This window comes from Streptomyces scabichelini (genome assembly GCF_011045015.1).
Lineage (GTDB): Bacteria > Actinomycetota > Actinomycetes > Streptomycetales > Streptomycetaceae > Streptomyces > Streptomyces scabichelini.
In genome coordinates this window covers 1-14,962 of record NZ_JAAKZY010000245.1, presented here as the reverse complement: position 1 = coordinate 14,962, position 14,962 = coordinate 1, and the positions used below count along the sequence as shown (strand labels likewise).

Sequence of the window (14,962 nt, the reverse complement as noted above, 5' to 3'; positions counted from 1 at the left end):
GCCCCGGCCCCGGCCCCGGTTTCGTCCCCGGCCTCATCCTCGTCCTCGTACGAAGAGCCTCCATACGAGGAGCCTTCGTACGAGGAGCCTTCGTACGAGGAGTCTTCGTACGAGGAGCAGCGGTACGGAGAGGCGTGGCAGGACGAGGCGTACTCCCAGCCGTACGAATCCGCCGCGTCGCTCCCGATTGACGAAGAGACCGTCGCGCTGCGCGTACCCGACAGCGAGTCCATACAGGCGGCGTCTGCGGCGTCCACGACGCGTGCCACGCCCTCGGCTCCCGGTGGCCGTGCGGCCCGGCGTAAGGCCGCCAAGCGGCATGGGCGGCACAGTGGGGCGGCGCAGGAGCGGGCGGGGGCGGAGCCCGGCGCGGCGCCCCTCTCGCGTGTGGAGGCGCGGCGGGCGGCGCGGGCGCGGAAGCCGGGGGCGGCCGTGATGGCCAGCCGGGCGATCGGTGAGGTGTTCATCACCACCGGCGTGCTGATGTTGCTGTTTGTGACGTATCAGCTGTGGTGGACGAATATCCGGGCGGCCGCGCAGGCGGGCAGTGCGGCGAGCGATCTGCAGGACGACTGGGCGAACGGTAAGCGGAATCCTGGTGTGTTCGAGCCGGGACAGGGCTTCGCTCTCCTGCACATCCCGAAGCTGGACGTGGTCACGCCGATCGCCGAGGGCATCGACAAGAAGCGGGTGCTGGACCGTGGCATGGTCGGCCACTACGCCGATGACGATCTGAAGACGGCGATGCCGGACGCCAAGACGGGCAACTTCGGGATCGCCGGGCATCGCAACACGCATGGTGAACCGTTTCGGTACATCAACCGGCTTCAGCCGGGCGATCCGATCGTCGTCGAGACGCAGGACAAGTACTTCGTCTACAAGATGGCGTCGATCCTGCCGGTGACGGCGCCCAGCAACACGGCTGTCCTGGACGCGATTCCCAAGGGGTCGGGCTTCACCACGGCGGGCCGCTACATCACTCTGACCACCTGCACTCCCGAGTTCACCAGCAAGTACCGGATGATCGTCTGGGGCAAGATGGTCGAGGAGCGGCCGCGCAGCAAGGGGAAGCCGGATGCGCTCGTCCAGTAAGAGCATGTGAGACCTCCCAGGACTTCGGGCATACCAGACGGGGCAAATGCAGTGGCAGCGACGACCGACCACGAAGAGCAGACCGACGCGCCGGCGTCCTCGCGCGCGCCGCGCCGCCGCGGCCCCGGCAAGATCGCGATGGCTGTCAGTGTCTTCGGTGAACTTCTCATCACGGCGGGCCTGATCCTCGGCCTGTTCGTGGCGTACTCGCTGTGGTGGACGAACGTCGTCGCGGACCGCGTGGCGAACAAACAGGGCGACAAGGTACGTGACCACTGGGCCGAGGACCGTGGCCCGGTCGGCCTGGATACCAAGGACGGCATCGGCTTCCTGCACGTACCGGCGATGAAGAACGGCGAGGTGCTGGTCAAGAAGGGCACCTCCACGAAGCTCCTCAACGACGGCGTCGCCGGCTACTACACCGATCCCGTCAAGTCCGCGCTCCCGCAGGACAAGAAGGGCAACTTCTCGCTGGCCGCGCACCGCGACGGGCACGGTGCGAAGTTCCACAACATCGACAAGCTCAAGAAGGGCGATCCGATCGTCTTCGAGACCAAGGACGACTGGTACGTCTACAAGGTCTACGAGATCCTCCCCGAGACGTCGAAGTTCAACGTGAAGGTCCTCGCCCCCGTCCCCAAGGAGTCGGGCAAGCAGAAGGCGGGCCGCTACATCACCCTGACGACGTGCACCCCGGTCTTCACCTCCAACTACCGCTACGTGGTGTGGGGCGAGCTGGACCGGGTGGAGAAGGTGAATGATGAGCGGACGCCGCCGGAGGAGTTGCGCTGAGCTGTGACAGCCCCCCTTCGAGGGGGTCTGTCGCCTAGCATGGCGGGGGCCCGAAGCCGCAACTATCTCTTGCGACTTCGGGCCCTTTCCGTGGGGAGCCAGCGCCTCAGCTCAAGGCGGACAGTTCCGTCCCGCCGCTCCATGCCTCGAGCGTGCTGCGGTCCACCGGTGTGACGCCGCCGTCAGCCGCGACGTTCACTGCATCGCGAGTGAAGGCACATGTGGCCACGTAGCGCGCCACGTCCGCGTTGTACAGGACCTTCGCCGACCCGATGAACTTCTGGACGTGGGGGCTGGTCACGGATACGTAGGGCGCGAATCTCTTGCACTGGACGGCGATGTATCGCCCGTCCGGGGTGCGTCCCGTGATGTCTACGCCTCGATCTCCGTAGCCGCCTCGTACGACAACAGCGGTGCAGCCGTCACGGCGCAGCAGTTGGGCGATGTGTTCCTCGAACTCCCGCCCGGTCATGGCGTCCATGGAGGCCATGACTCCGGCGAGGGGTCGGCCTCGGGGGCCTTCCAGTCGCTGCAGTCGGACGTTGTGCTGTTGGAGCCTGCGTTCGATGCGCTGGACGCCGCTGCGCAGGGCGATCAGTTCCCGGCGGTGCTCGCTCGATGTCTCGATCAGGGCGTTGAACATCGGGACGACGGTTTTGCCGAGGACGTGGCTGATGCGTTGATCGATGCGGTCGTCGAGGGAGGGGAAGGCGGCGTCCCTGTGGACAGAGTTATCCACAGGCTGGGTACGCGCCAGGTACTCCATGTCGAGGAGGTACGTACGCACCTGACGTGCGACTTCGCTGTCTCGGAGGAGCATGGCGGCGTTGAGGACGGCCCGGCGCGACCAGATGGCCAGGCTGGAGCGGGGCTGTGGATAACCTCCGGGATAGGAACTCAAGTTGAGTTCCTTAAAATCCCGCAGTTCAGAGCCGCGCAGCACCCGCAGGCCGTTGGACTCAAGCTCAGCCCTGTGTCGACTGAGCAGGTTGTTGATCACTGTCTCGGCGACTTCGAAGTACGTCGCGACCATCGCCGTAGTCACATGCATACCGTCCGGCAGCAGCGACAGCGCCTTGACCCTGTCGAGCACGTCTGTGCGTTCCAGTGCGCTGTCGCGCAGGCTCTTCGATTCCAGTAGAGCCGCTTCGTTGATCACGTTCTGTCCCGTCTGCTCGTGGTCCGGCCAGGGCGGAGCTCCGATGCCCCACCCCATCGATCAACGAGTCGTCACGTATGAAGACACGATCTACGTGCGAGCAGGTGTTCAACGAGGGCGTTCGGTGACACGTCAGGGCCCCGGCACCCAAGTGTTCAGCTTGGGTGCCGGGGCCCTGACGTGTGCGGTGTACGCGGACGGGCGGGTGTCAGTCCTCGTTTCGGAAGGAGGCGCCGTCGGCGCCGCCGAGGAAGCCGCCTCCGTTGTCTCCGCCGCCGTTGTTGCCCCCGTTGCCGCCGAAGCCGACGGTGGTGAGGGTGACCGTCGTGTTGGCCGGATCGTCGACCTGCTGGCCTGCGTCCGGGTCCTGGTCGCTGACGATCGCCTGGTCACTCTGGTCGCTGCCGGCGGCGAACTGGACGGTCCTGATGCCGAACTGTGCCAGGGTCTGCTTGGCCTGTCCCAGGTTCTGGCCGACCACGTTCGGCATCTGGGCCTGCTGCTCGTCCTCGGCTTCCTTGCCGATCTGGATGTTCACCTGGGAGCCCGGGTCGGCCTGGGTGTTGGGCGCGGGCGACGTCGTGATGACCTTGCCGATGAGGTTGTCGTCGTCGGTTTCCACCTCGGTGCAGACGCCGACGAGGTCGTTCTCCTCCATCTGCGCCTTGGCCTCGTCACAGGTCCTGCCGGTGACGTCGGGGACGGTCGACTGCGATTGTTCCTTGGCGACGGTGAGGGTGATCGTCGATCCCTTTTCCACCTCGTCGCCCGCGGTCGGGTCCTGGTCGAGGACCGTGCCCGGTTCCTCGCTGGACTCCTTGTTCTCGGTCTTGACCTTGAACTGGTACTTGTCGTCCTCGAGCTTCTGCGTGGCGACGTCGACGTCGTCGTCGATGACGTTCGGCACTGCCACCTTGGGAGCCCCTGTCGACACTGTCAGTGCGATCGTGTCGCCCTTGCTGACATTGGTCTTCGCCTTCGGGTTCTGCGCGCAGACGCTGCCCTCAGGGGTGTTCTCGCAGGCCTTCTTGGCGACCGTCACCTCGAGGTCGACGTTCCCTGCCATGTCCCTGGCGTCGGCCTCGGTCCGGTTGATGAAGTTGGGTGCCGGGAACGACTCGTCGCCTGCGCCGCCCGTCCCGCTGAACGCCCACTTGCCGATGAGGATGGCGCCCACCAGGACCAGCAGTCCCGCGACGACCAGGAGGATCGTCGAGGTGTTGCTCTTCTTCGGGCGGCGGCGGTCGGCACGGTCGTCGTAGCCGTCGTCGTCCGGGTTCATCGGGGGGAGCATGGACGTCTGCTGGCCGCCGGGGGTGGCGCGCAGGGCTGTGGTCGGCTTGTCGTCCGGGTAGCCGCCGTAGCCGACGGAGCCGAGGGCCGAGGTGGCCGCGACGGGCTGGCCGTCGAGGCAGGCCTCGATGTCGACGCGCATCTCGTCGGCGGACTGGTAGCGGTAGTCGGGGTCCTTGACCAGGGCCTTGAGGACGATGGCGTCCATCTCGGGCGTGATCTCGGGGTCGAAGTTGCTCGGCGGCTGCGCTTCTTCCCGTACGTGCTGGTAGGCGACCGCGACCGGGGAGTCCCCGACGAACGGGGGCCGGACCGTCAGCAGTTCGTACAGCAGGCAGCCGGTGGAGTACAGGTCGGACCGGGCGTCGACCTGCTCGCCCTTTGCCTGTTCCGGTGAGAGGTACTGGGCCGTACCTATGACCGCGGCGGTCTGCGTCATGGTCATGCCGGAGTCGCCCATGGCGCGGGCGATGCCGAAGTCCATGACCTTGACCTGGCCGTTGCGCGTCAGCATGACGTTCGCGGGCTTGATGTCGCGGTGGACGATGCCGTTGCGGTGTGAGTACTCGAGGGCCTGGAGGATGCCGATGGTCATCTCCATGGCGCGCTCGGGCAGCAGTTTGCGCCCGGAGTGCAGCAGCTCGCGCAGCGTGGACCCGTCGACGTACTCCATCACGATGTATGGGATGGAGATGCCCTCGATGTAGTCCTCACCCGTGTCGTACACGGCGACGATCGCGGGATGGTTGAGCGAGGCGGCCGACTGGGCCTCCCGGCGGAACCGGGCCTGGAACGACGGGTCGCGTGCGAGGTCCGCTCGCAGCGTCTTCACCGCCACGGTGCGGCCGAGCCGTGTGTCATGGGCGAGATGTACCTCCGCCATGCCACCACGGCCGAGCACCTGGCCCAGCTCGTACCGGCCGCCGAGGCGACGCGGCTCTTCCATAGCTACCTACCAGCCCTCTCCGTCGGTTCCGACCGCACCCAGTTGTGTGGTCCGGCGGTGTGCTGTCCGGGCATACCGTACCCGGCTCGCCTTGACTGACCTGGCCACAACCGTCACCCGATACAGGACCGGTATCGCAACGTGCACCGATGTGAAGGGGACGTGAGCGGGGTCACTTCTTGCTGTCGATGACTGCCTTCATCACGTCCTTCGCGATCGGTGCGGCGAGACCACCGCCGGAGATGTCCTCACGCTCGGCCTGGCTGTCCTCGACGACCACGGCGACGGCGACCGGCGAGCTGCCGTCGTCTCCCTTGGCGTACGAGAGGAACCAGGCGTACGGCTTCTCTTCGTTCTCGATGCCGTGCTGGGCGGTACCGGTCTTGCCGCCGACGGTGACGCCGGGGATCTGTGCCTTGGTGCCGGTGCCTTCCTTGACGACCGTCTCCATCATCGACTGGAGCTTTTGGGCGTTCTCCTCGGAGAGGGGTTCGCTCATCTTCTTCGGGTCGTGCTTTTCGATGACGTCCAGGTTCGGGGCGGTCAGCTGGTCGACCATGTACGGCTCCATGAGTGTGCCGTCGTTGGCGATGGCCGAGGCCACCATGGCCATCTGGAGCGGGGTCGCGGCGGTCTCGAACTGGCCGATGGAGCTCAGCGCGGTCTGCGGCTTGTCCATGGTGGTCGGGAAGACGGAGGCGTTGGAGCGGACCGGCACGAACTGCTCGGAGTTGAAGCCGAACTTCTTGGCGGTCTCCAGCATCTTGTCCCTGCCGAGGTCGGAGCCGACCTTGCCGAAGACGGTGTTGCAGGAGAACTTCAGGGCGTTGCGGAGCGTGGCGTTCTCACAGGGGATGTTGCCCTCGTTGGGCAGCTCGGTCGTGGAGTCCGGCAGGGTCCACGGGTCCGGCGAGTCCGTCTTCGCGTCGGGGTCGGTGTACTGGCCGTGCTCCAGGGCTGCGGCCGCGGTGACCACCTTGAAGGTGGAGCCCGGCGGGTAGGTCTCGCGCAGCGCCCGGTTGAGCATCGGGTCGTCGGGGTTCTGCTTCTTCTGGAGTTTCTGCCAGGCCTTGGTGTCGGTGTCCGTGGAGTTCCCGGCGAACGTCGACGGGTCGTAGGACGGCGTGGAGGCGAGTGCCAGGATCGCGCCGGTGGAGGGGTCGATGGCGGCGACGGCGCCCTTCTTGTCGCCCAGGCCCTCGAAGGCCGCTTTCTGCGCGGCGGCGTTGAGGGTGGTCATGACGTTGCCGCCCTCTTGCTTCTTGCCGGTGATCATGTCGAGGGTGCGCCGGAAGAAGAGCCGGTCGTCGTTGCCGGTGAGGATGCCGTCCTCGAGGGATTCCAGCTGGGTGGCACCGAAGGCCTGGGAGGCGTAGCCCGTGACGGGGGCCCACATCGGGCCGTCCTTGTAGGTGCGCTTGTAAGCGAAGTCGCTGCCGGAGGTTTTCTTCGATCCGGTGATCGGCTGTCCGTCGACGATGATGTCGCCGCGCGGCTGTTCGTAGCGCTGGATGGCGACGCGGCGGTTGTTCTCGTTCTTCTGCAGGTCGTCGGCCATGACGTACTGGATCCAGTTGTCGCGGATGAGCAGGGCCATCACGAGGAGCCCGCAGAAGATCGCGATGCGGCGCAGTGGCTTGTTCACGGGCGGACCACCTGGGTCATTTCGGCGTCGGGGTTGGATGCGGGGGCCGGGGCGGGACGGCGTGCGGTGTCGCTGATGCGGAGCAGGATGCCGATGAGGGCCCAGTTGGCGATCACGGAGGAGCCGCCGTATGCCACGAACGGCATCGTCATACCGCTCAGCGGGATGAGTCCCATCACACCGCCGCCGACCACGAAGATCTGGATCGCGAAGGCGCTCGACAGGCCGACGGCGAGCAGCTTGCCGAACGGGTCGCGGGCGGCGAGCGCTGTGCGGACGCCGCGCTCGACGATCAGGCCGTACAGCAGCAGGATGGCCATCACTCCGGCCAGGCCCAGTTCCTCGCCGAAGGTGGCGAAGATGAAGTCGGAGTTGGCGGCGAAGCCGATCAGGTCGGAGTGGCCCTGGCCGAGGCCGGTGCCGAGGACTCCGCCGGAGCCGAAGGACATCAGGGACTGGGCGACCTGGTCGCTCTGCGCCATGACCTCCGGGGAGAAGGGGTTCAGCCAGGCGTCCACACGCTGCTGGACGTGCGATTCGAAGGAGGCGACGCCGACCGCGCCGGCCCCCGACATCAGCAGACCGAAGACGATCCAGCTGGTGCGCTCGGTCGCGACGTACAGGACGACGACGAACATTCCGAAGAACAGCAGGGAGGTACCGAGGTCGGTCTCGAAGACCAGGATGAGCAGGCTCATCACCCACACGGTGATGATCGGGCCGAGGTCCCGTCCACGGGGCAGGTACAGGCCCATGAAGCGGCGGCTGGCGAGTGCGAGCGCGTCGCGTTTCACCATGAGGTAGCCGGAGAAGAAGACCGCGATGACGATCTTCGCGAACTCGCCGGGCTGGATGGTGAAGCCGCCGATGCTGATCCAGATCTTGGCGCCGTTGACGGCGGGGAAGAACATCGGCGCGATGAGCAGTACGAGCGCGACGACCATGGAGATGTACGTGTAGCGCTGGAGGATGCGGTGGTCCTTGAGGAACACGATGATCCCGGCGAAGAGCGCGATGCCGAGCGCCGAGTAGAGCAGCTGCTTGGGGGCGTCCGGGCTGAAAGCTCCGAACAGGGTTTCGGCACGCTGCTGGAGTCTGGGTGACTGGTCCAGGCGCCAGATGGCGACCAGGCCGAGTCCGTTGAGCAGCGTGGCCACCGGCAGCATCAGCGGGTCGGCGTACGGCGCGAACTTCCGTACGACGAGGTGGCCGACGGCGGCGAGCAGGCCGAGGCCCAGGCCGTAGCCGAGCAGGCCGGAGGGGACCTGGTCGTTGACGGCCAGGCCCACGTTGGCGTAGGCGAACACCGGGATGACGACGGCGAACACCAGCAGCGCCAGCTCGGTGTTGCGCCGGCTGGGCGCGCCGATGGCGCCGATCGTGGACGTGTGGTGCGTCGATGGGTTCGTTGTACTGCTCATCGTGTGACAGGGCCTCTCACAGCGTGCGTTGCTTACTGCTTACCGCACAGCGAGACCAGCTTCTGCTCTTCCTCCGAGAGGCTGGGACCGGGTGTGGGAGTGGGTGCGGTCTGGGACGGGTCGGCGGACGGTGATGTGGGCTTCGTCGGGGTCGGGGTGGGCGATGGTGTCGCCTTTGACGCCACGGAGGTCCTTGTGGTTCCCGTGGTGCCGCCGGCTTCGCCTTCACCCGTCTGAGAGTTATTACGGCTCTCAGCCTCGCGGCGTTCGGCGTCTTTCTCGCAAGCCGACGCCTGTGTCGCCAACTCCTCGATTTTCGACCTGGCGTCGCCGAGACCGCCCTCGGCGATCGTGGCCTTGACCTGCTTCTGCTGATACGGCGGCAGGTACTTGAGTTCGATCTCGGGGTGGTCCTTCTCCACCTTCGACAGCGAAACCCAGGCCAGATCCTGGCTGATACCGCGGTACAGCGCGACGTGTTCGCCCTTGGTGCCGACGTAGTACTGCGTCTGCGTCCAGCGGTAACCGCCGTACAGCCCGCCGCCGACGACGGCGAGCGCCAGTACGCCGTAGAGGGATCTCTTCAGCCACTTGCGTCCCCGGCGTGGTTTGACGAAGTCCTCGTCGGAGTAGGCGCCGAAGCCGTCCGTGGGGACGTACCCCGTCGTGTCGCCGCTGCCGGGCGGGCCGAACTCGCCGCCGCCTCCTGAGGGCGCGGGGCGGCCGAGGCTGGAGGCGCGGCCCGCGGGCGTCTGCATCGTGCCGTCGTCGTGCATCAACTGCTGCTGCTGGTTCTCGGCGACCGCGCCCACGACGACGGGGGTGTCGGACATCTGCCCCGCGAGGGTGTCCCCGCCGTCGATGTCGAGTACGTCGGCCACGATCACCGTGATGTTGTCGGGGCCGCCGCCCCGCAGCGCGAGCTCGATCAGCTGCTGCACGGTCTCCTGCGGGCCTTGGTAGCTGGCGAGGGTGTCTTCCATCGTCTGATGGCTGACCACCCCCGACAGACCGTCGGAGCAGATCAAGTACCGGTCGCCGGCGCGGACTTCACGGATCGACAGATCCGGCTCGACATGGTCGCCGCTGCCCAGCGCACGCATCAGCAGCGAGCGCTGCGGGTGCGTGGTGGCCTCGTCCTCGGTGATGCGTCCCTCGTCGACGAGCCGCTGCACCCAGGTGTGGTCCTGGGTGATCTGGGTCAGTACGCCGTCCCGCAGCAGGTACGCGCGGGAGTCGCCGACGTGCACGAGGCCGAGCCGCTGCCCGGTCCACAGCAGCGCCGTGAGGGTCGTCCCCATGCCCTCGAGCTGCGGGTCCTCCTCGACCATCAGCCTGAGCTGGTCGTTGGCGCGCTGCACGGCCGTGCCCAGTGAGGTCAGGATGTCGGAACCCGGCACGTCGTCGTCGAGCGCGACGATGGTGGAGATCACCTCGGAGCTGGCGACCTCACCGGCGGCCTGGCCGCCCATCCCGTCGGCGATCGCGAGCAGGCGCGGACCGGCATAACCGGAGTCCTCATTGCCCTCGCGGATCATGCCTTTGTGCGATCCGGCGGCGAAGCGCAGTGACAGACTCATGCGCACCTCGCCCGTCGGCTCCGGGTACATCCGCACGGTGCCCACCCTCCGGTCGGGAGCGCGCCGGGGTCCTTCGTGTGGACCGCCGCTGCGTGCTCGCTCCGCTCGCTCATTGTCGTACTACTTCCGCAGCTCGATGACGGTCTTGCCGATGCGGATCGGCGCGCCCAGCGGAATCGGCGTGGGGGTCGTCAGCCGGGCCCGGTCGAGATAGGTGCCATTGGTGGACCCGAGGTCCTCCACGATCCACTGACCGTCACGGTCGGGGTAGATCCTGGCATGCCTGCTGGAGGCGTAGTCGTCGTCCAGGACGATCGTGGAGTCGTGCGCGCGCCCCAGCGTGATGGTCTGCCCCTGCAAGGCGACCGTCGTACCCGTAAGAGTGCCCTCGGAGACGACGAGCTTGGTGGGCGCGCCGCGGCGCTGACGGCCGCCGCTGCTCGCCTGCTGGCGCTGCTGCGGGGGCGCGGCCTGTTGCCGGGCGGCCTGCTGCGGCCGTCCGCTCTCCCGGCGCGAGCCGCGCTGTGTGACGCGCGTTCCGAACAGGTCGCTGCGGATGACCTGCACGGCCACGATCACGAACAGCCACAGTACGGCCAGGAAACCCAGCCGCATGACCGTGAGGGTCAGCTCTGACATTGCCCCCGCTTCACCCTTCGGCTTGCCGGTAAATGATGGTGGTACTGCCCACGACGATCCGCGAGCCGTCGCGGAGCGTAGCGCGGGTGGTGTGCTGCCCGTCCACCACGATGCCGTTGGTGGACCCGAGATCCTGGATCGTCGAGGGCGTTCCGGTCCGGATCTCACAGTGCCGGCGTGAGACGCCGGGGTCGTCGATCCGCACGTCGGCGTCGGTGCTGCGGCCCAGCACCAGCGTCGGGCGGGAGATCTGATGGCGGTTGCCGTTGATCTCGATCCAGTGCCGTACGCGTGCACCGGGCAGCGGGCCGGGAGCCGCGGCGGCGCGGCCGGCACCCATCGGTGCCGCGGGGCCGGGACGGCCGCCGGGCGGCGGCGCGGACGGCATGGGGGGAGCGCCCGCCGGCTGGGCCGGCGGCGGATACCCGTAGCCTCCGCCTCCGCCTCCGGGACGGCCTGCCGGGCCTCCCGCGGGGGCGCGCTCCGGAGCCTGCTGGCTGGCGGAGGAGGCGAGCGTACGGCTGCGTACCCGGTACAGACCGGTGTCGAGGTCGTCCGCCTTCTCCAGATGGACCTTGATGGGGCCCATGAAGGTGTACCGCTGCTGCTTCGCGTAGTCGCGCACCATGCCGGCGAGCTCGTCGCCGAGCTGGCCGGAGTAGGGGCTGAGACGCTCGAAATCCGGTGTGCTCAGCTCCACGATGAAGTCGTTGGGTACGACGGTCCGGTCGCGGTTCCAGATCGTCGCGTTGTTGTCGCACTCACGCTGGAGTGCTCCGGCGATCTCGACGGGCTGGACCTCGGACTTGAACACCTTGGCGAAGGTGCCGTTGACCAGACCTTCGAGACGCTGCTCGAACTTCTTCAGGACTCCCATGGGGCACCTCCTCCTTCGTCCTTGTCCTGGTACTGCTTACTGATCGTATCCACGCGCCGGGAAATCGGCTGGTTCCCCCTGTCGGCCCGGTCGACGGGTGTCGACGCCCACTGAAGTCCCCTCCCGAAGTTCCCTTCGGAGCTCCTCCTCGAACTCTCCCTGGGCACTCCCATGGGAAGGATCGTAGAGGTGGCTTCACCACAGTGTCCCGCACCCGACTGTGGACCCTGTCCGCCTCCTGGGGAGATGGCCGGGACCGGTACGAGGTTGATACGTGAACAGGTTCTGGCCGATACGTGCGGGGAGGGAACGGTGGGATTCGAGGCACTGTTCGGGGCGGCAGCGCAGGTGATGCCGGGGTCCGTGGCCCTGCTGCCGCCCCGTGTGCGCCCCCGGAAAGGGATGTGAATCCACCCTTGGCAGCGTGCTAATCTTCTGGATGTCGCCAGGCGCTCACACCTCTCGGTGAGAGACGGACGACACACCCAATGCGCGGGTGGCGGAATAGGCAGACGCGCTGGATTCAGGTTCCAGTGCCCGCAAGGGCGTGGGGGTTCAACTCCCCCCTCGCGCACAGAGGAAGCCCCGCAGGTCTTGGACCTGCGGGGCTTTTGCGTTGCCTGGTGTCCGTGCCCGTTGTCCGCGGGCGTCCCGGGACGTTCGCTCAGAGACGCCCCGGGTGAGGACAATCACATGGTTTGCAGGGTGTGAGGTGGCCCTCGGCGGGGTTACGCGGACACGCGCTCCACTAGTTCCTTGGCCTTGGTGGCCGCGTCCTCGTGGGCCTTGGTGCGGGAGGTCTCGAAGAGGGGGATCAGCTCGGACATCGCCGGGTTCTGTGGGGCCATCGTGAGCTCCGGGACGATGAAGTGGACGTCCAGGGCGAGGGTGTCTGCCAGGACCGCCTCGAGGTAGTTCCGGACGTACTCGTAGCCCTCGCGCGGGGTGCCCGGCGCGTAGGAGCCGCCGCGGCTGGCGACGACGGTGACCGGGGTGCCCTTGACCGTCGAGTCCTCGGTCATGGCGGTGCGGCCCATGAGGATCACGTTGTCCAGCCACGCCTTGAGCGTCGAGGGGATCGAGTAGTTGTACATGGGGGCGCCGATCAGCACGGCGTCCGCCCTCTCCAGTTCCTCGATGAGCTTCGCGCGCTCGGCGAAGGCGGCCGCCTGCTCCGGGGTGTGCGTGGCCGGGTCGGCGAAGCCGGCGGTGTGGGCGTCGGCGGTGATGTGCGGTACGGGGTTCGCGGAGAGGTCGCGGTAGATGACCGTGCCTTCCGGATGCTGCTCCTCCCAGGTCTTGCGGAACGTTTCCGTCACGGCGCGGGACGCCGAGGCGGGACCGGGGAACACGGACGAGTCCAGGTGCAGCAGGGTGGCCATGAGGTCTCCAAAGAGCGGTTTGAGAGGTCTGAGATGGCTGTTGTTTTCGTAGGTGACTACGGGTTTCACAGTAGCTTACTTTTTATCAGTACCAAACGGGAAGCCAGTACTCTGGAGACATGGCGCCCCAGAAGAGCCACGGAGAAGTGGCGTGCAAGCAGGTGGACGACGGCATCACGCGCGTCTTCCAGCTGCTCGGAAAACGCTGGACCGGCCCGATCGTGTCCGTGCTCCTGCCGCACCCCGCACACTTCGCCGACCTGCGCCGCGCCATCCCAGGCATCAGCGAGCGCATGCTCTCCGACCGGCTCACGGAGCTCGGTGCGATGGGGCTCGTGGTGCGCGAGGTCGATGAAGGGCCGCCGCTGCGGGTCACCTATCGGCTGACGGAAGCGGGGGCCGCGCTGGACTCCTCGCTCAAGGAACTGGGGAAGTGGGCCGAAACCCATCTGCCGGCGGACCGATCGTGCCCGCGGGAATCCCGGAAGTAAGTCCGCCGCAGTGAGGCCGCGGAAGTAAGCCCGCCGCTGCGGCAGCTGGCGCTGAGCAGCGGTGTTTTCCACAGGCATGGAGTTATTCACAGGGGGTCACGCGAGTTGACGCCCGGCTGTACCGTCGTGGCGAGTTGATGTTCGTGCACGGGGAGAGCGGTCGGTATGAGCCAGATCGATGAAGCGGTGGCGGCGCGGCCTGAGCAGGTTGACCAGGCGGCGCAGCCGAGCCGGCAGCCGGGGCCGCAGGGCGCACAGGCCAGGCAGGCCGGGCAGGCCAGGGTTTCCGGGGTGCGCGGGTTCGCGCAGTGGCCCGCGAAGGGGTCGCCCAAGGACGAGGGCAAGGCGTTGCGGGGGCAGGTGCCGCGCGGCGCGCACGCGTCCCTGGACGTGAACGGAGACCGTCCGGACGCCGTGACCGCCGTCGAGGAGTCCAACCGCGGCCGCATCCCCGAGCTCACGGCGATACGGGTCGGCAGGATGGCGGCCACACCCTTCGCCTTCCTGCGCGGCTCGGCCGGACTCATGGCATACGACCTGGCGCGTACGCCCATGACGGGCATCGGCGCGCAGATCTGCGGCGACGCACACGCGGCGAACTTCGGCCTGTACGCGGACGCGCGCGGCGGCCTCGTCATCGACCTGAACGACTTCGACGAGACGCAGCACGGGCCGTGGGAGTGGGACCTCAAACGGCTCGCGACCTCACTGGTCCTCGCGGGCCGCGAGGCGGGAGCGGACGAGGACACCTGCCGCAAGGCTGCGCACTACGCGACCGGCTCCTACCGGCGCACCATGCGCCTGCTCGCCAAACTCCCGGTCCTGGACGCCTGGAACGCCATCGCGGACGAGGAACTGGTCTCGCACACCGACGCCCATGACCTGCTGGGCACGCTGGAGCGGGTCTCGGAGAAGGCGCGGGGCAACACCAGCGGCCGCTTCGCCGCGAAGTCGACGGAGGCGGTCGAGGGCGGAGGACGCCGCTTCGTCGACGCACCGCCCGTACTGCGGCGCATACCCGACGCGGAGGCCGCCGCAGTGGCGGCATCGCTGGAGGAGTACCTGACCACACTCTCCGAGGACCGCCTCCCGCTCCTCGCCCGGTACGCGGTGCACGACGTCGCGTTCCGCGTGGTCGGCACGGGCAGCGTGGGCCTGCGCTCATACGTGGTGCTCCTGCTCGACCACCGCGGCGAACCTCTCGTCCTCCAGGTGAAGGAGACCCGCCCCTCCGCCCTGGTGCCGCACTTGAAGACGGCGGGCCTGACGGTGCCGGAGGCCGAGCACGAGGGCCGCCGTGTCGTCCTCGGGCAGAAGCGCATGCAGGTCGTGAGCGACATCCTCCTCGGCTGGACCTCGGTCGACGGGCGGCCTTTCCAGGTACGCCAGTTCCGTAACCGCAAGGGCAGCGTCGACCCCGCGGCCCTCGCCGCCGACCAGATAGACGACTACGCCCGCATGACGGGCGCACTGCTGGCCCGTGCGCACGCCCACAGCGCCGATCCACGCCTGATCGCGGGCTACTGCGGCAAGAGCGAGGAACTGGACGAGGCGATCGCGTCGTTCTCGGTGGCCTATGCGGACCGCACCGAGGCGGACCATGCGGCGTTGGTGGGGGCTGTGCGGGTGGGGAGGGTTGTGGGGG

12 protein-coding genes and 1 tRNA gene are annotated in these 14,962 nt (G+C 67.7%); 5 read left to right on the top strand and 8 right to left on the bottom strand.

What is annotated here, in order from left to right:
* Together G5C60_RS43355 and G5C60_RS43350 are read left to right on the top strand one after the other, a co-directional pair.
* On the top strand, nt 1-1,092 hold a 1,092-nt coding region (locus G5C60_RS43355; RefSeq protein ID WP_241267494.1), incomplete at its 5' end, for a class E sortase.
* 51 nt (nt 1,093-1,143) lie between these two features.
* Nucleotides 1,144-1,884 (top strand): class E sortase, encoded by a 741-nt coding sequence (locus G5C60_RS43350; RefSeq protein WP_165268457.1) that lies wholly within the window; start codon nt 1,144-1,146, stop codon nt 1,882-1,884.
* 106 nt (nt 1,885-1,990) lie between these two features.
* Here the strand turns inward: G5C60_RS43350 and G5C60_RS43345 are convergent, their stop codons facing one another.
* From G5C60_RS43345 to G5C60_RS43315, 7 genes are all read right to left on the bottom strand, one after another.
* Nucleotides 1,991-3,043, bottom strand: coding sequence for a restriction endonuclease (locus tag G5C60_RS43345; protein ID WP_165268455.1), 1,053 nt, complete (start codon nt 3,041-3,043; stop codon nt 1,991-1,993).
* Nucleotides 3,044-3,251: 208 nt separating this feature from the next.
* The gene (gene pknB / locus G5C60_RS43340; RefSeq protein WP_165268453.1) at nt 3,252-5,282 is read right to left on the bottom strand and encodes a Stk1 family PASTA domain-containing Ser/Thr kinase; all 2,031 of its coding nucleotides are present in this window, start codon (nt 5,280-5,282) and stop codon (nt 3,252-3,254) included.
* Nucleotides 5,283-5,454: 172 nt separating this feature from the next.
* On the bottom strand, nt 5,455-6,927 hold the full coding sequence (locus G5C60_RS43335) for a penicillin-binding transpeptidase domain-containing protein (protein WP_165268451.1): 1,473 nt from the start codon (nt 6,925-6,927) through the stop codon (nt 5,455-5,457).
* Nucleotides 6,924-8,348: an FtsW/RodA/SpoVE family cell cycle protein gene (locus G5C60_RS43330; protein ID WP_165268449.1), complete on the bottom strand. Its 1,425-nt coding sequence runs from the start codon at nt 8,346-8,348 to the stop codon at nt 6,924-6,926. Before G5C60_RS43330 ends, G5C60_RS43335 begins: the two co-directional genes overlap by 4 nt.
* A 32-nt stretch (nt 8,349-8,380) precedes the next feature.
* The gene (locus G5C60_RS43325; RefSeq protein ID WP_206440721.1) at nt 8,381-9,958 is read right to left on the bottom strand and encodes a Stp1/IreP family PP2C-type Ser/Thr phosphatase; all 1,578 of its coding nucleotides are present in this window, start codon (nt 9,956-9,958) and stop codon (nt 8,381-8,383) included.
* Between the two features lie 90 nt (nt 9,959-10,048).
* The gene (locus G5C60_RS43320) at nt 10,049-10,567 is read right to left on the bottom strand and encodes an FHA domain-containing protein FhaB/FipA (protein WP_165268445.1); all 519 of its coding nucleotides are present in this window, start codon (nt 10,565-10,567) and stop codon (nt 10,049-10,051) included.
* A 10-nt stretch (nt 10,568-10,577) separates the two neighbouring features.
* Nucleotides 10,578-11,444, bottom strand: a complete 867-nt coding sequence (locus G5C60_RS43315) for an FhaA domain-containing protein (RefSeq protein WP_165268443.1) — start codon at nt 11,442-11,444, stop codon at nt 10,578-10,580.
* Nucleotides 11,445-11,934: 490 nt separating this feature from the next.
* Between G5C60_RS43315 and G5C60_RS43310 the strand changes: the two genes are divergently transcribed.
* A tRNA-Leu gene (locus tag G5C60_RS43310) sits at nt 11,935-12,018 on the top strand.
* Between the two features lie 154 nt (nt 12,019-12,172).
* Here the strand turns inward: G5C60_RS43310 and G5C60_RS43305 are convergent.
* The gene (locus tag G5C60_RS43305; protein ID WP_165268441.1) at nt 12,173-12,826 is read right to left on the bottom strand and encodes an FMN-dependent NADH-azoreductase; all 654 of its coding nucleotides are present in this window, start codon (nt 12,824-12,826) and stop codon (nt 12,173-12,175) included.
* 119 nt (nt 12,827-12,945) lie between these two features.
* On the opposite strand from G5C60_RS43305, the gene G5C60_RS43300 reads away from it, so the two are divergent.
* Both G5C60_RS43300 and G5C60_RS43295 read left to right on the top strand, forming a co-directional pair.
* Nucleotides 12,946-13,317, top strand: a complete 372-nt coding sequence (locus tag G5C60_RS43300) for a winged helix-turn-helix transcriptional regulator (protein ID WP_165268439.1) — start codon at nt 12,946-12,948, stop codon at nt 13,315-13,317.
* Nucleotides 13,318-13,482: 165 nt separating this feature from the next.
* The coding region (locus G5C60_RS43295; protein WP_165268437.1) for a DUF2252 domain-containing protein at nt 13,483-14,962 on the top strand (1,480 nt) is incomplete at its 3' end.